The 20,029-nt window shown below is 57.3% G+C and carries 17 protein-coding genes and 1 pseudogene; 9 read left to right on the plus strand and 9 right to left on the minus strand.

Translation table 11 applies throughout. From position 1 onward, the window contains the following. The first annotated feature begins 45 nt into the window (after positions 1–45). Positions 46–2,004 carry a DUF1302 domain-containing protein gene (locus AACY19_RS08125; protein ID WP_339449680.1) on the plus strand — a complete coding sequence of 653 codons (1,959 nt, stop codon included), beginning with the start codon at positions 46–48 and terminating at the stop codon, positions 2,002–2,004. Positions 2,005–2,082: 78 nt separating this feature from the next. After that, complete coding sequence (locus tag AACY19_RS08130; RefSeq protein ID WP_445262295.1) at positions 2,083–3,456, plus strand: DUF1329 domain-containing protein; 1,374 nt, start codon at positions 2,083–2,085, stop codon at positions 3,454–3,456. Between the two features lie 173 nt (positions 3,457–3,629). Here AACY19_RS08130 and AACY19_RS27890 read toward each other — a convergent pair whose 3' ends face one another. From AACY19_RS27890 to AACY19_RS08150, 5 genes and pseudogenes are all read right to left on the minus strand, one after another. Further along, a complete protein-coding gene (locus tag AACY19_RS27890) occupies positions 3,630–4,493 on the minus strand; it encodes a methyl-accepting chemotaxis protein (protein ID WP_445262297.1) in 864 nt (287 codons plus the stop codon). A gap of 42 nt (positions 4,494–4,535) precedes the next feature. After that, positions 4,536–5,549, minus strand: a pseudogene (locus AACY19_RS27895) (methyl-accepting chemotaxis protein); the annotation flags it as partial. A gap of 203 nt (positions 5,550–5,752) precedes the next feature. Next, a complete protein-coding gene (locus tag AACY19_RS08140; RefSeq protein WP_339449684.1) occupies positions 5,753–7,192 on the minus strand; it encodes an ArnT family glycosyltransferase in 1,440 nt (479 codons plus the stop codon). A 68-nt stretch (positions 7,193–7,260) separates the two neighbouring features. After that, positions 7,261–7,848: a GNAT family N-acetyltransferase gene (locus AACY19_RS08145; protein ID WP_339449686.1), complete on the minus strand. Its 588-nt coding sequence runs from the start codon at positions 7,846–7,848 to the stop codon at positions 7,261–7,263. Positions 7,849–8,154: 306 nt separating this feature from the next. Next, positions 8,155–9,072, minus strand: a complete 918-nt coding sequence (locus AACY19_RS08150) for a hypothetical protein (RefSeq protein ID WP_339449688.1) — start codon at positions 9,070–9,072, stop codon at positions 8,155–8,157. A 261-nt stretch (positions 9,073–9,333) separates the two neighbouring features. Here AACY19_RS08150 and AACY19_RS08155 point away from each other — a divergent pair, with 261 nt between their 5' ends. The 4 genes from AACY19_RS08155 to arsH are packed head-to-tail and all read left to right on the plus strand — an operon-like array spanning position 9,334 to position 12,220. Continuing rightward, the gene (locus tag AACY19_RS08155) at positions 9,334–9,681 is read left to right on the plus strand and encodes a metalloregulator ArsR/SmtB family transcription factor (RefSeq protein ID WP_339449690.1); all 348 of its coding nucleotides are present in this window, start codon (positions 9,334–9,336) and stop codon (positions 9,679–9,681) included. Positions 9,682–9,703: 22 nt separating this feature from the next. Then, positions 9,704–10,987 carry an arsenic transporter gene (locus AACY19_RS08160; RefSeq protein ID WP_339449692.1) on the plus strand — a complete coding sequence of 428 codons (1,284 nt, stop codon included), beginning with the start codon at positions 9,704–9,706 and terminating at the stop codon, positions 10,985–10,987. A gap of 28 nt (positions 10,988–11,015) precedes the next feature. After that, positions 11,016–11,489: an arsenate reductase ArsC gene (locus AACY19_RS08165; protein WP_339449694.1), complete on the plus strand. Its 474-nt coding sequence runs from the start codon at positions 11,016–11,018 to the stop codon at positions 11,487–11,489. After that, a complete protein-coding gene (arsH, locus tag AACY19_RS08170; protein ID WP_339449696.1) occupies positions 11,486–12,220 on the plus strand; it encodes an arsenical resistance protein ArsH in 735 nt (244 codons plus the stop codon). The genes AACY19_RS08165 and arsH overlap by 4 nt, the downstream gene beginning before the upstream one ends. A gap of 370 nt (positions 12,221–12,590) precedes the next feature. Here arsH and AACY19_RS08175 read toward each other — a convergent pair whose 3' ends face one another. The 4 genes from AACY19_RS08175 to AACY19_RS08190 all read right to left on the minus strand — a co-directional run bounded on the left by AACY19_RS08175 (position 12,591) and on the right by AACY19_RS08190 (position 16,316). Further along, positions 12,591–13,814 (minus strand): cation:proton antiporter, encoded by a 1,224-nt coding sequence (locus AACY19_RS08175; protein WP_339449698.1) that lies wholly within the window; start codon positions 13,812–13,814, stop codon positions 12,591–12,593. Positions 13,815–13,889: 75 nt separating this feature from the next. After that, positions 13,890–14,825, minus strand: coding sequence for a hypothetical protein (locus AACY19_RS08180; RefSeq protein ID WP_339449700.1), 936 nt, complete (start codon positions 14,823–14,825; stop codon positions 13,890–13,892). Between the two features lie 16 nt (positions 14,826–14,841). Next, positions 14,842–15,111 carry an acyl carrier protein gene (locus AACY19_RS08185; RefSeq protein ID WP_339449702.1) on the minus strand — a complete coding sequence of 90 codons (270 nt, stop codon included), beginning with the start codon at positions 15,109–15,111 and terminating at the stop codon, positions 14,842–14,844. Positions 15,112–15,131: 20 nt separating this feature from the next. Continuing rightward, positions 15,132–16,316 carry a hypothetical protein gene (locus tag AACY19_RS08190; protein ID WP_339449704.1) on the minus strand — a complete coding sequence of 395 codons (1,185 nt, stop codon included), beginning with the start codon at positions 16,314–16,316 and terminating at the stop codon, positions 15,132–15,134. Between the two features lie 274 nt (positions 16,317–16,590). On the opposite strand from AACY19_RS08190, the gene AACY19_RS08195 reads away from it, so the two are divergent. From AACY19_RS08195 to AACY19_RS08205, 3 genes are read left to right on the plus strand one after another with little or no spacing between them, the layout of a single operon-like run. Then, positions 16,591–18,060, plus strand: coding sequence for an AMP-binding protein (locus AACY19_RS08195; protein ID WP_339449706.1), 1,470 nt, complete (start codon positions 16,591–16,593; stop codon positions 18,058–18,060). A gap of 51 nt (positions 18,061–18,111) precedes the next feature. After that, entirely contained in the window at positions 18,112–19,056 is a 945-nt protein-coding gene (locus AACY19_RS08200; RefSeq protein WP_339449708.1) for a chlorinating enzyme, read from the plus strand. 54 nt (positions 19,057–19,110) lie between these two features. Then, positions 19,111–20,022 (plus strand): hypothetical protein, encoded by a 912-nt coding sequence (locus tag AACY19_RS08205; protein ID WP_339449710.1) that lies wholly within the window; start codon positions 19,111–19,113, stop codon positions 20,020–20,022. Positions 20,023–20,029 lie beyond the last annotated feature (7 nt).

Below are 20,029 nucleotides of genomic sequence, written 5' to 3' on the forward strand. Positions count from 1 at the left end.
GCGGTAACGCACATCAAAACAATAAAAACAGGGAAGGAGGAACACATGATCAACACTCGATTGCGCCTGTCTGGCGCGGCGCTCCCCGGGCTCGGTCTGGCCGGGTTGCTGCAACTCGGCGCGGTCGATGGTGCGCATGCGGTGGAGTTCAGCCTGATGGACAAGCAGATCACCGGCGCCATCGACACGACCTTGTCCTATGGACGCATGTGGCGGGTGCAGGGCCGTGACAAAACCAACGATGACGTCAACACCAACGACGGCAATCGCAACTTCGACACCGGGCTGGTTTCCGAGGTGTACAAGATCACTTCCGAGCTGGAAGCCAACTATCAGAACTATGGCGTGTTCATGCGCGGCACCGCGTTTTACGACACGCAGCTGATGGACAAGCGCAACCACTACTACGACAACAACAGCCCTTCGCAACCGAGCCAGAGCTATCCGCAGGACGACCATTTCACCGGCCAGACCCGCGACATCGCCGGCAGCCGCATCGAGATGCTCGACGCCTATGTGCACGGCAGTTGGGACGTCGCGCAGATGCCGTTGACAGCGCGGCTAGGTCGACAAGTGTTCAACTGGGGGGAAGGGATTTTCTATCGTGGCGGGATCAACACCACCAACCCGGTGGACGCGGCCAAGTACCGCTTGCCCGGCGCGGAAGTGAAGGAAGTGCTGGTGCCGGTGGAAGCGCTGAGCTTCAACATCGGCCTGACCGATGCGCTGACCCTGGAGAGTTTCTACCAGACCAACTGGAAAGAAACCCGTATCGATCCGGTCGGCACCTTCTATTCGCAAACCGACCTGTTCGCTGACGGCGGCAACACCGGCTACAACAACTTCAGCGGCACTGCCCTCGACACGCCGGTGCCGGGTTTCGGTAACGTCATCGGGCTGTACAGCGCGTTGGGCAACAATCCGTTGCTCAGTCCGGTGCTGCAAACCACCGGTTTGTACGCCAACGGTGTGACACCGGCCTATGGCAATACCTTGAAAGTGGCGAGCATCGGCAAGGACTACAACGCGCGCAACGACGGCCAGTTCGGCTTTGCTTTTCGCTACATTGCCGAACAGCTCAACAGCACCGAGTTTGGTTTGTATCTGGTCAACTACCACGCCAAGGAGCCGACCATTGCGGCGGATCTGGGCGGGTACAACGGCATCGACATGAATGCCCTGACCAATCTGCTGTCCGGGGTCGCAGGCGATCAGGCCGGCGCGCTGGCCAACGGTCTGGCGACTGCGGATGTGATGGGCAGCATTCAGGCCCATCGTCGCTACGCCGAAGACATTCGCATGTATGGCTTCAGTTTCAACACCACGCTGGGCGAGGCCTCGGTGTTCGGTGAAATCGCTTATCGACCGAACCTGCCCATCGGCGTCGCGGCCACCAACGATTTGATCGGCGACCTGGCCAACGGCGCCGCCGCGGCAGTCACCGGCCAGTCGATCAATGTTGGCGGGCAGAGGGTCAACCTCAATAGCGAGATCAACAACGCCGAGCGCGTCGAGGCGTTCAACACCTCGCTGGGGACTATCTACAACTTCGGCCCTACGGCTTCGTTCGACTCATTGTTCGGCATCTTCGAACTGGCCTCCGAACACTTGCGCGGCAGCAGTCTGCAATACACCGCCTATGACGGCACGAATCGCTATTACGCTGGCACCGGTAATTTTTCCTATGTGTCCGGCGGTGATCGTGACGATCAGGTCAACCGCGATTCCTACAGCTACACGGCAATGCTCAATGGCACCTGGAACGACGTGTACGCCGGGGTCAACGTCTCGCCTTACGTCGTTTACAAGGACGACTTCAAGGGCAACAGCTATCAGGCAGGCAATGCCATCGAAGGTCGCAAGGCCTACACGCTGGGGATCAAGGCCAACTACCAGAACAAGCTCGAAGCGGAATTGCAGTACACCGAGTTTTACGGCGGCGGGCAGAACAACGGCATCCGCGACCGCGATAACGTCGGGTTCAACCTCAAGTATTTCCTTTAAAGGCTACACAGATCACCTGTGGGAGCGGGCAAGCCCGCTCCCACAGGTGAGACCTCACTCCCGTTTCGGAGATTGCTCATGTTTCACATGTCACGATTGACCAAGACCACGCTGGCGCTCGTCATGGGGTTGACGGCCAGCAGCACTTTCGCCGCCATCACCCCGCAACAGGCCGAACAACTGAAAACCACCCTGACCCCCATGGGCGCCGAACGTGCCGGCAACGCCGCCGGCACCATTCCCGCGTGGACCGGGGGTATCACTCAAGCGCCCGCCGGCTACAAACCCGGCCAGCATCACCCCGATCCGTTTGCCGCAGACAAACCGCTGTACACCATCACCAAGGCCAATCTCGACCAGTACAAAGCGCACCTCAGTCCCGGCCAGATCGCGCTGTTCAACAGCTACCCCGACACCTTCCAGATGCCGATTTACCCGTCCCGCCGCTCCGGCTCGGCGCCGCAATGGCTGTACGACAACACCCTGAAAAACGCGACCTCGGCCAAGCTGCTCGAAGGGGGCAGCGGCTTCTCGGATGCCTATGGCGGTGTGCCGTTTCCCGTGCCCAAGGACGGCATCGAAGTGCTGTGGAACCACATCACCCGCTATCGCGGCATCTATGTCGTGCGCCGCGCTTCCGAAGCGCCGGTGCAGCGCAACGGCAGCTTCGCGCTGGTGACTTCGCAACAGGAAGGCCTGTTCAATTATTACCGCCCCGGCGGCCAGTTCGCCGACCTGAAAAACATCCTGTTCTACTACCTCGCCTTCGTGAAAAGCCCGGCGCGTCTGGCCGGTGGCGCAGCGTTGGTGCACGAGACCCTCGATCAGCTCAAGGACCCACGCCAGGCCTGGATCTACGATGCCGGCCAGCGCCGTGTGCGCCGCGCGCCGAACCTCGCCTACGACACCCCAATCGCTTCCTCCGATGGCCTGCGCACCGCCGACGATACCGATCTGTTCAACGGCTCGCCGGATCGCTACGAGTGGACGCTCAAGGGCAAGCAGGAAATCTACATCCCCTACAACAACTACAAAGTCGCCAGCTCCGACGTGAAATACGCGCAATTGCTGACGCCGGGCCACCTCAATCCGCAATACACCCGTTATGAGCTGCACCGCGTGTGGGTGGTCGAAGGCAAGCTGAAACCGGGCGCGCGGCACATCTACTCCAAGCGTGTGCTGTTCCTCGACGAGGACAGTTGGGGTGCGGCGCTGGTCGATCAATACGATGGGCGAGGGGAGTTGTGGCGCGTGTCGATGGCCTACCTGAAAAACTTCTATGACCTGCCGACCACCTGGAGTGCGCTGGACGTGTTCCACGATTTGCAGGCGCGGCGTTACTACGTGCAAAACCTGGATAACGAGGAGGCGCAGACCGTGGATTTTGCGCAGCCGGTGCCGGAGGATGCGTACTTTATGCCGTCGGCGTTGCGCCAGCGTGGCACACGCTGAGAGCGGCGGGCAGTTTCCAGGCAAGGCCAGATTGGTATTGCCAGCCATAACGCAATCGCGGGCAAGCCCGCTCCCACAGAACATGAGTCGAACACAACCTCTGTGAACGACTGAAAATACTGTGGGAGCGGGCTTGCCCGCGAATGGTTTTTTGCTTCAGCGCCGATTCGGGATCAAACGCGGAAGTGGCTGACCATCTGCTGCAACTGACCACCCAGGCGCGCCAGTTCAACGCTCGATGCAGCCGTCTCATCACTCGCCGCGGCGGTCTGTTCCGACACGTCGCGGACGTTGATGATGCTGCGGCTGATCTCTTCGGCCACGGCGCTTTGCTGCTCGGCTGCGGCGGCAATCTGCTGGTTCATCGACTGGATATTCGACACCGTGCGGGTGATGTTTTCCAGCGATGCACCGGCCTTGCGTGTCAGGGCCACGCTGCTGTCGGTCAGCGCACGGCTGTTGTTCATCACGGCCGAGACTTGCTGGGTGCCGTTCTGCAGACCGGCGACCAGACCTTCGATTTCTTCAGTGGATTTCTGCGTGCGCTGGGCCAGGCCACGGACTTCGTCGGCGACCACGGCAAAACCACGACCGGCTTCACCGGCACGGGCGGCCTCGATGGCGGCGTTCAGGGCCAGCAGGTTGGTCTGTTCGGCCACGGCCTTGATCACGTCCATGACGCTGCCGATCTTGTCGCTTTCCTGCTGCAGCACGCTCATCGCTTCGGTGGAACGTACTACCTCGTTGGCCAGACGTTCGATCTGGGCGATGGCTTCATTGACCACTTTGTCGCCTTCACGGGCTTCGCCGTCAGCCGCGGCTGCCGCTTGCGAGGCTTCTTCGGCATTGCGTGCGACTTCCTGCACGGTGGCAGTCATTTCATGCATGGCGGTGGCGACCTGATCGGTCTCGACCTTCTGGCTGTTCACGCCGGCGCTGGTCTGCTCAGTCACCGCGGAAAGTTCTTCGGCGGCGCTGGCGATCTGGGTGACGCCGTCGCGGATGCCGCTGATCAGGTCGCGCAGGGTCACGCCCATGCGCGCAATGCCTTGTTGCAGCACGCCGAGTTCGTCGCGACGGGTGACGGTCACGTTCTGGCTCAGGTCGCCGCTGGCGATGCGCTCGACCACGGCCAGGGTTTCTTGCAGCGGGCGCGTGATCTGACGGGTGATGATCACCGCAGCAATCACGCCGACCAGCAGGGCCAGCAAGGTGCTGATCAGTTGCAGGGTCCGGGCCTGGGCGCTTTCCGCGTCGCGACGGTCGAGCTGGATCTGGTACAGCTGTTCGCTGGTGGTGACGATAGCGGCACCCTGGTCGGTCATTTCCTTGCGCGCCTGCACGGCGTCTGTGCTGGCGTTTTTATAGGCCATCAATGCGCTGCGATAGTTGAGCAGAGCGGTTTCCAGTTGACGCAGGGCGTCTTGCTGACTGTTGGCGAAATGCACGTTGAGTGACTTGAGGCTGGCGATGGCCACGTCGAGTTGGCCGACGGCTTTGCGCTCGGTCTCGGCGTTGGTGGTGGCGGTGTAGCCACGCACTTCGTAGCGCGCCAGGATGAAGGCTTCCTTGGCGGCGGTGATGGCCTGGAACTGCTCGTAACGCTGTTCGCTCATCTCCATCTGCTGCACGCGCTGGCTGATCGAGTTGATCAGGTTGTACGCGGTCTCGGCATTCATGCTCATGGTGTCGCGAGCGCTGTTGCCGGTGCGATAGGCATTGCGCATTTTGTTCAGTGAGGTCTGGTATTCGGCAATGGTCGCGGCCTGCTCCTTGAGCAGTTTGACGTTTTCCGGGCTCTTGAAGCTGTTGATCAGCTCTTGTTGTTGGGCAGCGAAACTTTCAAGGGTGGTCTGCACATTCTGCGCAGCGGTTTCGTCGCCGTTGGTCAGCATGTATTGCAGGCGCACCACGCGCAATTTGGTCAGGCCGGCGTTCAACTGAGTGATATCGCTCATCCAGTTGCTGCGGTCGATCAGGCCACCGAGGCTGGTCCAGCCGGTCAGCGCCAGGATGCAGGTCAGTGCCAGTACCAGGCCGAAGCCCAGTCCCAATTTCATGTTCACGCTGATGTTGCCGAACCAGCTATTCATCAAAAATCCTCCAGAAACATTGGGTTTCTTGGTCGTCAGTTAGGCTGGAAGATTGTTGTTTTTTTGAGCCAGCAAGGGTGTTAGCAGGTCTGTATCGGCCGCAAACCCGAGAGCTGAAAGGATTTTGTCAGACGGAATTTGTAACAAGCCGTCCCCCAGGTCTTTTTAGTGACCAGTGGGTTCTTGTCGATGCTGGAGATGCCTCAGTAGCCGACGAAGTAATACGCCTGGCGCCCGACCTTCATGGCCTTGAGCACTTTCAATGGGGCGAGGGGCTCAGCGTCGGAGGCAATCACCGCTACGTGGGTTGGCGCAGCGCCGAGAAAGTCCCGCAGCTGCGCCGGTGTATCCAGGCCTTCCAATACGCTCTGCGTGTAGAAAACGCTGGCGCCGCCCACCCGCTCGTTGGCCTGATACAACGCGATCTGATGACCGCTGGCCTGCAGAGATTGAATGTGTTCGGTCAGCGGCAGGAACGACAGGTGTTTATCGGCGTTTGGCAGTGCCCATTGCGCAGCGCCGAGATAACTGGCGATTACGACAGTCAGAACACTGGCGGCCAATGCCTGACGATAACGAGCGATTCGGCCGACAAACCGATTGACCGATTCGTACCCTTGCAGCCTTTTGAACAGCACGCCTGCATATTCAGCGGCGATCACCGCTGCCGCCGGGGTCATCGACATCAGGTACACCGTGCGTTTGCTCGACGCCAGGGTGAGCATGATGAATTGCGCAATCATCCACAGGCTGAAAAACAGCAGATAACGATTGGCCCGTAATTGCTTACGAAAATGCCAGAGCCCCAGGTACACCAGCATATTCCACGGCAGGAACGCCTCCGGCAGTTTGGCGAGGTAGTAATAGAACGGTTCATAGTGCCCGGCCTCGACGAACGAGCCGCTGAAACGTCCGACGCTGTTGGTCAACAGCACTTCCTTCAGCGCTTGCGCACCGTCATGCTGGTACAGCACGACCAGCCAGATCAGCAACGGAATCAGGCCGACTACGGTCAGGTATCCCGGGCGCAGCCAGTCGCCAATCCTCAGGCGTTTTTCGAGCAGGCTGTCTGCCAACAGGTAAGCGAAAATCACCACGCCGGGCATCGCCAACCCCAGCACACCTTTACTCAAGGTGGCGATGGCAATGCCGACGACGAACAACAGCGAATTGCCCGCGCTCGATGCACGTTGCCACTGAAAAAACGCCAGCAGCGCCGCTGTCACGCCGAGCGCGAGCAGTGCATCTTCACCGACGCCACGCACATTGCTCCAGTAACTGGCCATGGTTGCCAGCAGCATTCCCGCTGTCCACGCGACGGCTTTCGGTCGTCCGAAGCGACGCAACATGCCGTACAACATCAGCACACTGAGCAGTCCGGCCACTGCCGAGGCCAAGCGCACCGCCCATGGCGACGCGCCGAACACGCGCATGGCACCGGCATCCAGCCACAGGCTCAGCGGCGGTTTTTCCAGAAAGGGTTCGCCGAACAGACGTGGCGTCACCCAGTCATTGTCCAGGTGCATTTGCATGGCGATCCCGGCAACGCGGGCTTCGGTGGAGCCTTGTAATTGATGGCCTCCCAGCGCGAAGAAAAACAGCAGGGCGGCAAGCAGAAACAACGAAGTGACGGCGCGCGACATGGGTTTCAGGCAACCGGAAGGGGCGGAAGGCTTGAGCTTACGTCGTCAATGCTGAATAAATTGTGAACTCAGCCAAGACGTCGCGACCAACGTTTGTCCGGCGTTTCGAACAGCGGATTGACCCGCGCGGTCAGCACATGATCCTGCCAACGCCCGGCAATGTTCAGATACGCCTTGGCATATCCCTCACGTTCGAAGCCCAATCGCTCAAGCAATCGCGCACTGCGCTCGTTGCCGGGAATGTAATTGGCCATGATCCGGTGCAGGTTCTGGGTCTCGAACATATAGCCGATGCCGGCCTCCAGCGCCTCTTGCATCAAGCCCTGACCCTCATGGGCCGCGTCAATGTGATAACCCAGATAGCACGCTTGAAACGCACCGCGAATAACTCCGCTGAAATTGCATGCGCCGATCATCTGCTGACCGTCTGTCGTCAGCACAGCGAAGTGCATGGCCAATCCAGCCTCGAAAGCGCTGGCCTGGATTTCCAGGCGTCGGCGTATCTGTTCGGTGGAAAAATAGTCGTGGGCGCGAATCGGCGACCACGGCGCGAGGTGGCGCTGATTGCGTTGGTAGAAAGCGCTTTCGAGTGCTGCCTGATCCGGGGCCAGAATCGCGAGCGTGAGGCGTTGGCAAGGCAGGGAAAGCAAGGGCATCGGGTGCTCCGGTGTGTGGAATCCAGGGACAGGATTGACCGATGCGGCGGAAAATACAAACCGGTTTTACCGACGCGCAAGATCTTCTGAAGGAGCAGCCTTCGGCAGCTGCTGCATGAGGAGCGCTGGCGGTAAACGACAGGCAAAAAAAGCCCGCGGGAGAGCCGCGGGCGAACCGTAGTTTCTTGAATGAGCGGGTGGAATGTACAGGTTTGCTTGTGCAGAGGCTGTGAAGAAAAATTCATCTCGTCACCGCCGCATCCATGCTTGTTCATGGCACGTGAGATCAGCCCCCGCTGTGTCAGTTCACTGCTCCGTCACCTTGGCTTCGCGCAAGATCCATCCCGCCTCTCCAGCGGTCAGTGTGTACTGAATCTCTCGAATTTTCCCGGTCCGGCCAGCGCCGGCATCGTTGCTGTCATACATCGGGAAACGCCGAACCAGAGTATTTTCCACTACGGCAAATGAATCCTCGCCCTGATAACCCTCGGCGTTTTTCGGGTTGTCACTGACCGGAGGCAAATAGATCTGGCTCAGTGATTTCTTGTTATTGGCCGAATAGGCAATCAGCTCGCCCGGCATGCCGCGCCCGGGAGCGCGGGTGAAGACGTAGATCTCGGGAGAGCCATCGTTGTTGAGATCACCGACTTCGGCACGGACGATGGCACCGCTGAGCGGTTGGGTGAGCACCGCGTTGTCGATTTCCAGGCCTTTGGGCTCGATCCGTACAACCGCTTGGCCATCGACCGTAGTGCGACTTACGTGAAAATCGATGCCCTGCAATTGCAAGGTCTGGTCGAACGGCTTTTGGTCTTGCGTCGAATCTCCCTGAACAAGATTCAGTGATAGCGCGTAACTGGCCACTTCATCACGCCGCGCGGCGTTGCGCATCAGGTAGACCTGAACCGTGTATTCACCGTCGGCAGGCAGCGCGCCCAGGAAGTGATTGCCCATGATCGAACCGTTGAACAGCGCGTAATCGGCGCCCTTGGCAGCAATGTTGAAATAGGCCGAGGTGTTGGAAGGTTTGAAGTCGACTGTCAGCATCTGCCCGGCTTTGGCGGTGAACGTGTACTGCGCCGTTTGATCGCCCCTGATCGATTGTCTGCGTTCAATTCGCTCGTTTTTGAACGTGATCGGCTCGACGCGCGAAGCGGGTACTTGCGCCGCCAGGGCAGGCAGTGACATCAGTGCGGTCAGTAGGGCAGCGATCCAGATGTTCATGTTCAACCTCATGACTTCGATGTTCCCAGCATAGAGCCCGCGCCGAAAGTCGCCCATCGACAATGTCGATTAAGTGTTGCCGGATTTGAGCGGATGCCTGCAAATGATCTTGAGCGGGCGAAGGACGGTGTTCATTGCCGGCAGCCAAGGTCTGATATGGACGCTTGAGACCCCAACCGTGAACCGCAATTGAATCTGCAGGTTGCACTAAACATATGGATATCCGTATATTCGTTTATCCATATGTTTTGAGCGTGCCGCATGATCACTCCACCAGACGTATTCAAGAGCTTGGCCGACGAGACTCGTGTCCGCGCGATCCTGCTCATTTCCGATCAAGGTGAACTTTGCGTCTGCGAATTAATGTGCGCACTGGACGACAGCCAGCCAAAAATCAGCCGTCATCTCGCCCAACTGCGCGGCAGTGGCCTGCTGCTCGACCGCCGTCAGGGCCAATGGGTCTACTACCGCCTCAATCCGGATCTGCCTTCGTGGATTCGCGAGATTCTGCAGGTGACCTCAAAGGCCAACGCCGGCTGGCTCAACGAAAACATTGCGCGCCTGCACAGGATGGATGGACGACCTGTCCGGGACGCCGCCTGCTGCTGAATCCTGATCGAGTGAGGCCACAATGTTTATTGCTGTTGCAGTTTTTGTCTTTACCCTGGTTTTAGTCATATGGCAGCCCAAAGGTCTCGGCGTCGGCTGGAGCGCCACGCTGGGTGCGCTGATTGCGTTGGCAGTCGGTGCCGTTTCGCTTCAGGACATTCCCACGGTATGGGCCATCGTCTGGAACGCGACCGCCACGTTCATCGCGGTGATCGTCATCAGTCTGTTGCTGGATGAGGCTGGCTTCTTCGAGTGGGCCGCTTTGCATGTGGCGCGGTGGGCGAAGGGGAGCGGGTATCGGCTGTTCGCCTTCTGCGTGTTACTGGGGGCAGCGGTGTCTGCGGTATTTGCCAATGACGGTGCGGCGTTGATCCTGACGCCAATCGTCATGTCGATGTTGTTGGCCCTGCGGTTCTCGCCGGCCGCAACGCTGGCGTTCGTCATGGCCGCCGGTTTCATTGCCGACACGGCGAGCTTGCCTCTGGTGGTTTCGAACCTGGTCAACATCGTGTCCGCCGATTACTTCGAACTGGGTTTTGCCGAATACGCGTCAGTCATGGTGCCAGTGAGTTTGGTCAGTGTCGCCGCGACTCTGCTGGTGCTGTTTCTCTACTTCCGGAAAGATGTACCTCCTGACTATGCGCTGGAGGTTTTGCAGGAACCCAAAGCAGCCATACGCGACCGCGCCACGTTCATCGTCGGGGGCTGGACGTTGTTGATTTTGCTGATAGGGCTGTTTGCACTCGAACCGCTAGGCATTCCCGTTAGTGCGGTTGCGGCAGTGTGTGCGGCGACACTCTTCGCCGTTGCCGCCAAGGGGCACAAGATCTCTACACGACGGGTGCTGCACGACGCTCCCTGGCAAGTCGTAGTGTTCTCCCTGGGCATGTATCTGGTGGTCTATGGCTTGAAGAATGCCGGCTTGACCGATTACCTCGCCCGCATGCTCGACATTCTCGCCGGGCAGGGTTTGTGGGTCGCCACTCTCGGCACCGGCCTGATCTCTGCGTTGCTGTCGTCCGTGATGAACAACATGCCCAGCGTGCTGGTCGGCGCGCTGTCGATTCAGGCCAGTGGCGTGGAAGGCCTCATCCGCGAAGCCATGATCTACGCCAACATCATCGGCTGCGACCTTGGCCCGAAGATCACCCCCATTGGCAGCCTCGCCACGCTGCTCTGGCTGCATGTGCTGGAGCGCAAAGGTGTGCGCATCACTTGGGGTTACTACTTCAAGGTAGGCGTCCTGCTGACCTTTCCGGTTCTTTTGATCACCCTCTCGGCTCTGGCACTGCGCCTGAGCCTCTGAAGCCCGCTGCAAGCGGCAGGAGCAACCTATGCGTTTCCTGTTCATGTGTACCGCCAATAGCTGCCGGAGCGTGCTCTCCGAAGGCTTGTTCAACCACATGGCGCCGGATGGAATGAGCGCAATCAGTTCCGGAAGCTTCCCGAGTGGACGCCTCAACCCACGCGCAGTCAGCACCTTGCAAGGTCTCGGCGTGGACACTTCAGCGCTCTACAGCAAAGGCTCTGAAAGTTTCGCTGAAAACCCGCCGGATATTGTGATTACCGTGTGTGACAAGGCTGGGGGCGAGCCTTGTCCCGTTTACTTCGGATCTGCAATCAAGAGCCATTGGGGCTTGTCTGACCCATCAGATGCACAAGGCAGCGACGAGGCGATACAGGCGGCATTTGACGCGACGGTTGAGATAATCCGCCGACGATTCGCCGCGTTGTTTTCTCTTGATTTGGCCTCCCTCAACCACATCGAACTCAAGCAGAAACTGGACGAGATAGGAGAGATTCGATGAACGAGTCCGCCAGCGAAAATCCCGCTGACTTTCCGGGGCTTGACCTGTCACTGCTTGAGATACCAACCCCCGAAAGACTTTCCGAACAGGGCGTGCCTGAGCACAAACCGCGCATTCTTTTGCTCTATGGATCGACGCGGGAACGCTCGTTCAGCCAGCTGCTAACACGAGAGGCCGCGCGTCTTCTGGAACTCATGGGCGCAGAAACGGCTATTTTCGATCCCTCAGGATTGCCATTGCCAGACGACGCCCCCGTCGATCATCCCAAGGTGCAAGAACTACGTGATTTGGTGATGTGGTCAGAGGGGCAGGTCTGGTGCTCGCCAGAGCGTCATGGCTCGATGTCGGCGGTGTTCAAGGCACAGATCGACTGGATTCCCTTGGCGCTGGGCGCGGTCCGGCCTTCACAAGGAAAGACATTGGCGTTGATGCAGGTATGTGGTGGTTCACAGTCATTCAACACGGTGAACCAGCTTCGTATCCTTGGCCGCTGGATGCGCATGATCACGATACCCAACCAATCATCCGTGCCAAAAGCATTCCTCGAGTTCGACGAAACGGGGCGAATGAAACCCTCCGCTTACTACGACCGGGTTGTCGATGTGATGGAAGAGTTGATGAAGTTCACCTTGTTGGTGCGGGGGAGAGAACACTATCTGGTTGATCGTTATTCAGAGCGCAAGGAGAGCGCTGAAGCACTGTCCAGGCGAGTTAACCAAAAGTCCATTTGAGTAATGTGCATCGCCATGCAAGCGGCGGTGGCGGGATAGGGGGGAGGAACTCTGACCACCCATTGCATCAGAGCTGACCGGCGCGCTTCGTCACCATGATCGCCAGTGAACTGCCTATAGCTGCCGGTGGCGATAGGCAGTAATCACCTGGTAGCGGTCGTACTAAAGACCCTCCTGGAACACGATTAAGGAGTCGGCCGGCCAAAGTCTCTCGGCTCAGATAACATCGCGGTGGTCGATTGCCTTCGCAGTGCAGTCCTGCCCGAAGCGACCTGACAGAAGGTGTATCAGTATCGTGTGACTCATGGCCGCGCAATTGGTCAGGGCCAGGCTTTTTGCCCAAGCTCTGCTTTTTGCTGCGCTGAAGCGATCAACTGCCGCTTGTTATCACGTATTTCTGGTTGATTTGCGGCACCAGTCCGCGCGTCAAAGGCATGGCCAATGCAGTGCAGACCAATGCCATTAGCAAGAGCGCCGTTAGGCAGCTTTGCGAAATGATCCCCGCATCATAAAGCGCGCGAAGCACCACGATCTCCATCAGTCCCTTGCTCTGCATGAGCGCCCCCAGTTGCAGCGATTCACGCCAACTCCAGCCCCACGCGCGCACAGGGATTGCGGTGCTGATGATTTTCAAGCCGCTGCCCACCACGACGCTAAGCACGAAAAACGTCCACAGAGGGCTCGCTGTAATATCAAGGCTGAGCCCCGCCGAAACGAAAAAGAATGGCAGCAGTACTGCGTTGCTGAACGGGGCCGTCAGTTTGGTGAAGTGCCGACGGAGTGCCCGTGGCAGGAGCATTCCGAAAATGAAAGAGCCGATCACCGCATGCATGCCCAGCATCTCGCTGATGCTGGCGGACAAGAACAGGCCGACGAGCACAACGCTTAGCGCGCTCCTCGATAGCTCCGTGGCGTGAGTCAGGCTGTCCAGCCATTTGCGCAGATGCGGACGAAGCATGAACCCGATCGCCACCAGCACTGGGCCAAGCAGCCAGACCCAGCGGCTGTGCGAGGCGCTCGACTGTGAGGTTGCCAGCATCAGAACTGTCAGGCAGCTCCACAACAGCAGGTCGTTTATGGCGGCCAAGGTCAACGACATGCGGCCAAGCCGACTCCCGGACAGGTTCATCTCGTGCAGGATGGCCGCCAGGACGGGCAGGGCAGTCACACCGAAGCAGATCGAACCTGCGACGGCGAAGACCCATAGCGTTGTACGCTCACCCATCAACTCCGGCCACTGGTACCCCGCCCACAAGGCAAACAAACCGCCTCCCACCGCGGGAACAAGATAACTCAAGAAGCCGACGCGCAATACCTGACGAGCCTGGTGCTTGAGTTCATCGAGCTCCAGTTCCAATCCTGCGATAAATCCGACGCAGACAATCGCCAACGCCGAGAGGCTTGATAAGGCGACTGCCGTGTCGGGCGGAAACACTGCGCTGTAGAGTTCCGGCGCCACGCGCCCCAAAAGGCTCGGGCCGATCAGCATGCCGCACAGAATCTGTATCAGTACCAACGGCATGAAGCGACGCAGCGGCAACCAGAACAACAATGGCAGGCTGAAGATCAGTGACGCCTGAATCAGGAAGTTCATGATAAGTATCCTGTTAATGAGGCGACGTGCCTGAGTGCCGGGGGGCAGAACATGTCAGGCATGGGCCATGCTCTGCTAATGGGGCAAACGCAAGTCATACAGGTACTGGGTTTCAAGTTCTGCCAAGGCTGCACATCGCTCGATCAAATCGCGACGACGAACTTTGCCGGTGATCTGCGCCATCACCATCAAGCCTTTAAGTACGCCGGCCTCTTTGGCAAACAGAGCAACCCGTTCCTGGGTCGCCTCGGGCGCACCGGTCATCGATAAATAGCGGGAAAAGCAATCACGCGAGCCGGCCAAGAGCGTGAATACATCATGCAGCGCCCGAAACTTGGTCGCGTCGCAGGCCAATGGGTTATCCAGCAGGTGCTCAAGGTTGTAATAGAACCAGGGATCATTATTGAAGTCGTTTAAAAATGCCTGGTGACGCTGGGGGAATGACGTCTCGACAGCGCTAATTGGCGTCGGCGTCCACTCCAGACAAAACATGCGCCGGGCACCCTCATTCTGGAAGAATTGCTCAAGCACTTGCTGCGGATAACGGTACTCGCACAGCACACTGGCAGCATTATCATCAACGATGTCCCAGGTGCCGTCCGCGTTGGCTTGACGAAGTACCACGACATGTTGGGCATGGGCGCTGCGGTATTCGGGACAGTGGGCAAAGTAGTACACATCCCCCGAAAGAAAAGCGCAGCCATTAGCCTGAATTTGCTGGTGGATAATCTCAAGGAGGTCATCCAGATGCTCGGCCTGCCGCTCATAAAAGCGTACACCCAACAGGGCCAGATCATCTTCGGAGAAGTAACTGCTTTGCAGTGCGTACTTGGCTTTGTTTTGCACCACCATTTGCTGAAAAATATCGTTCGCGGCTGGCAAGGCATTATGGAAAAGCCAGTCCACTTCAATGCCCAGGCGCTTCATGAACACAACGGCATGACGCTGGAAACAATTGAGGAAACGACGGTCGTACAGTTGCACGTCGTAGGGAAACGGTTGTTCTTTCATGAGGGCAATCCTTCGCCTAAACAGCCAGGTAATGATCCACAAGAAGACCGGCGACGGACGCCGGGCTGCCCAGAAACTGCGGCGCCAGATGGTCAGTCTCGAACTCGATCTGAAACGTATCTTCCAGGCGTGTCACCAAAAGAATCAGCTTCATCGAATCGACACCAGCCTCCAGAAATGAGATGTCCGGATTCTCCTGCACGCTCTGAGGTGCGACTTCCCTCATCAGGTTGAATATTTGCGCAAGCACACGGTGACGATCGACCTCAAGGCCTTCGGAACTCATCGGTTTTCTCCATTCATCACTTATAAGCGCGCCATCGGAAGGGGCTGCGGCGGTCGGCGCAAGTGGGCAAGCCCCAGCAGCCCAATGGCGGTAAACAGACCGGTACCGATCATCAATGCCGGGCCGGAAGTGGGGCCGAAGACCGACGCGGAAGTCGCAAAAGTCAGAAACAACGGGGCTGTGGCCTGCATCGAATACGCGCAGAAGGTGCTGCGACTGCCTACCCGCGCGGCCTGGGCATCATTGTTCGCGCTACGCATCAATTGACTGCGCACGATGATCCGCAGGTGGTTGGTGATGAACCCGACCAAAAAGGCCCCCACCAGCGAAAGCAGCACCTGGGGTGCCAGGACCATCAGTGCATCGACCACTATCAGACAGATCGCGAACATCACCAGTCGATGTTTGCCCAGTGGCATCAAAGCGGCCATGAAAGCCCCGATGCCCGCGACGCCGGAGGCAATGCCAAAGCTGGTAGGGCCCCAATGATTAACCTGCTGATAAACGACGGGCATCATGCTGTTGAATGCACCGATGTGCAGGGCAATCAACCCTAGGCACGCCATCCAGCCATAGGGCATCTCGAACGTGCTGTCATTGGCTTGATTGTCCTGCCGATGGTCGTGGCTATCTGCGGCAATCGGCGCGCTGCGTTTCATACGTCCCGCCAACAACGTCGGGCTGAGCGCCGCACCTGCCAATGCCACGCACAACAGGAAAGTCGAGTCGCTGAGCATGCCCAACAACCCTCCACCCGCCAGCGACCCGCTGAAACCGCCGACCTGTATGGCCGTTTGCATATAGCGCGCGGCGTTGTCGGCGGGTATCCAGCCTGCAACCACACGGCGCGTATTTTCGATTTCCAGGGAGCTGGCCGTCAGAAAGTCGACCGTACCAACCATCAGCGCGATCAACAAAAAGCCGCTCAGCGTCGTGGCCAGTCCAAACCATGCGCAGAGTGCAGCGAAGACGAATACAGCGATGCGCAATACGACCAGCCAGGTAGCACCGATGTTCGCGGCCCGTCCCCGGCTCACAAGGTCCAGCAGGAACGGCACCACGACCGAGAAACACAGAACCACTCCCAGGGGGATGGTCGAACCGGACAATTTGAGCGACATCCAGATGACGCCGGTCAACACCGCCTGATCGCAAGCCGTGGCCAGCGCAACGACGCCGTAGAACAAATTGTTTCGTGATGACATTGATGAAGCTCCGGTGGGCCAATCGCGTTATCAGCGAATGCCATGGGCCGTCGAAATGTTGCCTCGCAGCAGAAGATCAGCAGCACATAACGTTCTGTATCGGGGGGGCGTGCTGCACCGCGAAGACGTCTGAAAATACCCAGACCCCGATCAGGATCGCAACCTGCGTTAGTAAAACTAAAGCCCCCCGCAAAAAGCTAACGCAATGCCACCAGCGCCGTCGCCGGTAGTAGGCTTAAAACGACCGACGCCATCGGACGCAGGAGCGAGCAGCGTGAAGAGTGAAGGACTGGCAACACTGATTTCCAAACTCAAAGACAATCAGCGCAACACGGTTGTGTTTGATGAAAGTACCGAAATGGAGCGTGTACGGTTCTCTGATATATACGAAACGGTTTCTCTTGTTTCGCAACAGCTCCGTGCTCTCGGCGTAGATATGGGCAAACAGGTAGCCGTCATTGCCGAGAACGGCAAGTCAGCGTTCATTGTTGATCTGGCGTTACTGAATATCGATTGTACGGTCTTACAGATTCCTGAAAAAAACGCGAAGAGTGCGCTGGATGTTATCGGACAGGACAACATTGCCTACCTGCTTGCCAGCGCTCTATATGAAGATGTCGTGGAAAGTGACTCATGGGAGCCCTTGGGGAAGATCTGTGGGTTGAGTCTGTTTAAGAACAGAGCGTTTTTGAACGCCTCCAATGCGGTCCCCGGCCCTGTCATTTTCTCTTCCGGAACCAGCGGTAAAGAGAAAAAAATCAGGGTGAACAACGCGACGGTCCTGCCCAACGCCAAGCAATTTTTTTCAGCCATTGGCGCAAGGCAAGACGATAGTTTTTTGATCTTTTTGCCACTGTCCAACTATCAGCAGAAGTTGCTGATCTATGGATGCATTGACGCCGGTGTCGATATCGTTTTGAGCGATATGCAACAGGTGATGCAGGCACTCAAGCGGGCGTCACCAAGCCTGTTCCTGGCCCCTCCGCTTTTTTACGATGCGATGTGGCGCCTGGCAGACGGAGACGAGGAAAAACTGCGCGTGGCGTTTGGTGCGAACATGCGGCAAATGTGGAGCGGCATGGCCGCGCTGCCACTGGCCATTTTGACTGGCTATCGCGCTGCGGGCCTGCCGCTTCTCGAAGCGTATGGTATGACCGAATACGGCCCGGTCGCCGTCAATACCCTCCATCACAATCGACCTGGTTCGGTTGGACGGGCGCTCACTCCTGGCAGCGTGACGTTAGAAAGCGATGGGGAAATACGGCTCAAATCAAGTCTTCGACTGACCTGCGGTTATGTAGACCAGCCAGCGGAGGTGGAACAAGCGGTGTATCTGGACGAAACCCTCATCGCCACAGGCGATGTCGGACATATGGATGCCGATGGATATATTTTCATCGAGGGCCGTAAAAACGACACGATCATTACCTCCGGTGGACAGAAAATCCATCCCACTTCCGTCGAGCAGTCATTCAATAGTCTGCCCTTTGTTCAGCACGCTGTAGCGCTGGGTGCCTGCAGGCCGCACTTGGGGATGTTGCTGATTGTCGAACAGATTGATTCGAGTGCAAGACAGCTCATTGAATCGACCATCAGCGAATACAATATTTATGCCTCGGTTCCGATACGCAGTTACTTCTTGTCCACTGAACCGTTCACGCCAGAGAACGGTTTGCTGACCCGAAACTTAAAACTGCAACGCAAGAATATATCTTCACGATACGAAACTTCCGTATTCAGCTGAGTAGTTACGGGAACAGCGTTCTTCCACACTAAGAAGGCAAGGAGATTTACCTTGAATCAGTTAAAAGAAGATTTCGGGCTTAGCGATGAAGAAATAGCTTTTTTCTTCAAGAATGGATATGTAAAGCCGTTCAAGGTCTATGAACCGGAAGAGATGGAGCAGCAATGGCGATCTGTTCGACTGCAGACACTGGATCGCAGTCATGCTGTTTATTCCGACAATACCATCTCCAATGCCGGCAATAATAATCTGGCGAACTACGACAGGCATCTGGATATTCCGTTTCTCGGGAGCCATGTCTGCAATCCCAAGATAGTGCATAAAGTGCGCAGCCTTATGGGCAAAGACCTGCTTTGCTGGCGAACCGAGTTCTTTTCGAAATACCCCGGCGATGCGGGCACTGATTGGCACCAGGCGAATACGTTCGCCGGGGTGGCGGGGCGCCCTCATATCGTCTGGCCTGATGATTCAGGGCGGCGCGGTACGTTGACCGCCTGGACCGCGTTCACCGATACGATGAAAGATACCGCTTGCATGGCCATCGTTCCCGGCACCCACAACATGATGCATTACGATGAAGAGAAGCGTCTGATCTTCAGTCCTGAAAAAAATAACGACGTTGTCAAAGATGGTGTACGTCGCGGGTTGTGGGGGTACGACTATCGCGATCTGCAAATTGACCCGGACTGGAAGCCTGACGAGTCAAAAGCCGTCTACTTCGAGATGAAAGCCGGCGAGTGCGTGATTTTCTGGTCTACGGTCCTTCACTCCTCGCTCCCTCATCTGGGCCTGACCGACAAAATGCGCCTGGGTTACTCCGCTCGTTATGTTCCGCCAGAAGTCCTTATCCATCCCGATACCGACATGCTTCACGAGTTTGGCGGTGAGGTCAGCCTGGAGAATTACGGGGCGGTGGTGGTTTCAGGCGAAAACCGCTATTCGCATAACCGTATTCGCGACAAGAACATGCGGGGCGACCCTTTCATTCCAGCCTGACAACCTTTGGGCCGGATAACTTCCGGCCCTGTTCTGTAAAAAGGAAGGATGCGGATGCGCATAACAATCGATGCCTGTTCTTACGTCTTGGGTGAAATTGAACGTCCCTATCGCGATGTGCCCGACTTCGAGAACATGCTTGGCCGCTATGGTTATCCCGATGAGCCCACGGTATTTGGCTGGGGATCCTATTTCAAGACCGACGACGATATATTCGATCTTGGAATCAGGTCAGCCCGCCAGACTCTGGCCCAGAGTAGTGTGTCTGCGGGCGATGTCGATTTCGTCATGTTCTGCTCAACCTGCTTCCCCGGAAATGAAATCGAGTACATTAATTACAATGCACGGATTTATGAAAGTCTCGAACTGAAAAAAGCCTTTCCGATTGGCATCACTCTGAACAATTGTATTAGTTTCATGAGTGCGATCGTGATGGCTGAAAACATGATCCGCAGCGGGGCTTACAATAATATTTTGATCATTACCGCTGATAAGGTGTACGACGAGTCGATACGCTTCAATAACTTCGCCTTGCTTAGCGATTCGGCAGCAAGTTGTCTGGTGACTCGTCGTGACGTTCCAGGTCTGGAAATCATGTCTGCTCGTTTTGGTGTCAGCCAGGACCCGATCACCTCAAATCACGGTAAGGATGAGCCCGAACTCTATGGGCGCATCTTGAACGAAGTATTGGAATGCTCCACAACAAGCTTGAGCGATATAAACAAAGTGTTTTGCAACAACATTTTTCGTCCAGTGACACAGCTCAAAGAAACCCGTCTGGGGTTTTCTCGCCGGCAACTGTACCTGGATAACGTCGCGCGATGCGGGCACTGCTTCTCGGCCGATACGTTAATTAACTATGTTGATTACGCCAGACAGACTTCACCCGCTGAGGGCGAGAAATTTCTGTTTTCAGTCGATGCTCCCAACCTGCGTGCCAACATGCTTGTTCAATACAGGCACTAACCGCATT

The organism is Pseudomonas sp. EA_5y_Pfl2_R50 (genome assembly GCF_963970475.1).
GTDB lineage: Bacteria > Pseudomonadota > Gammaproteobacteria > Pseudomonadales > Pseudomonadaceae > Aquipseudomonas.

Coding starts and splice junctions, on each gene's coding strand:
- AACY19_RS08125 (WP_339449680.1), top strand. CDS start 46: ATGATCAACACTCGATTGCGCCTGTCTGGCGCGGCGCTCCCCGGGCTC.
- AACY19_RS08130 (WP_445262295.1), top strand. CDS start 2,083: ATGTTTCACATGTCACGATTGACCAAGACCACGCTGGCGCTCGTCATG.
- AACY19_RS27890 (WP_445262297.1), bottom strand. CDS start 4,493: ATGGGCGTGACCCTGCGCGACCTGATCAGCGGCATCCGCGACGGCGTC.
- AACY19_RS08140 (WP_339449684.1), bottom strand. CDS start 7,192: ATGTCGCGCGCCGTCACTTCGTTGTTTCTGCTTGCCGCCCTGCTGTTT.
- AACY19_RS08145 (WP_339449686.1), bottom strand. CDS start 7,848: ATGCCCTTGCTTTCCCTGCCTTGCCAACGCCTCACGCTCGCGATTCTG.
- AACY19_RS08150 (WP_339449688.1), bottom strand. CDS start 9,072: ATGAACATCTGGATCGCTGCCCTACTGACCGCACTGATGTCACTGCCT.
- AACY19_RS08155 (WP_339449690.1), top strand. CDS start 9,334: ATGATCACTCCACCAGACGTATTCAAGAGCTTGGCCGACGAGACTCGT.
- AACY19_RS08160 (WP_339449692.1), top strand. CDS start 9,704: ATGTTTATTGCTGTTGCAGTTTTTGTCTTTACCCTGGTTTTAGTCATA.
- AACY19_RS08165 (WP_339449694.1), top strand. CDS start 11,016: ATGCGTTTCCTGTTCATGTGTACCGCCAATAGCTGCCGGAGCGTGCTC.
- arsH (WP_339449696.1), top strand. CDS start 11,486: ATGAACGAGTCCGCCAGCGAAAATCCCGCTGACTTTCCGGGGCTTGAC.
- AACY19_RS08175 (WP_339449698.1), bottom strand. CDS start 13,814: ATGAACTTCCTGATTCAGGCGTCACTGATCTTCAGCCTGCCATTGTTG.
- AACY19_RS08180 (WP_339449700.1), bottom strand. CDS start 14,825: ATGAAAGAACAACCGTTTCCCTACGACGTGCAACTGTACGACCGTCGT.
- AACY19_RS08185 (WP_339449702.1), bottom strand. CDS start 15,111: ATGAGTTCCGAAGGCCTTGAGGTCGATCGTCACCGTGTGCTTGCGCAA.
- AACY19_RS08190 (WP_339449704.1), bottom strand. CDS start 16,316: ATGTCATCACGAAACAATTTGTTCTACGGCGTCGTTGCGCTGGCCACG.
- AACY19_RS08205 (WP_339449710.1), top strand. CDS start 19,111: ATGCGCATAACAATCGATGCCTGTTCTTACGTCTTGGGTGAAATTGAA.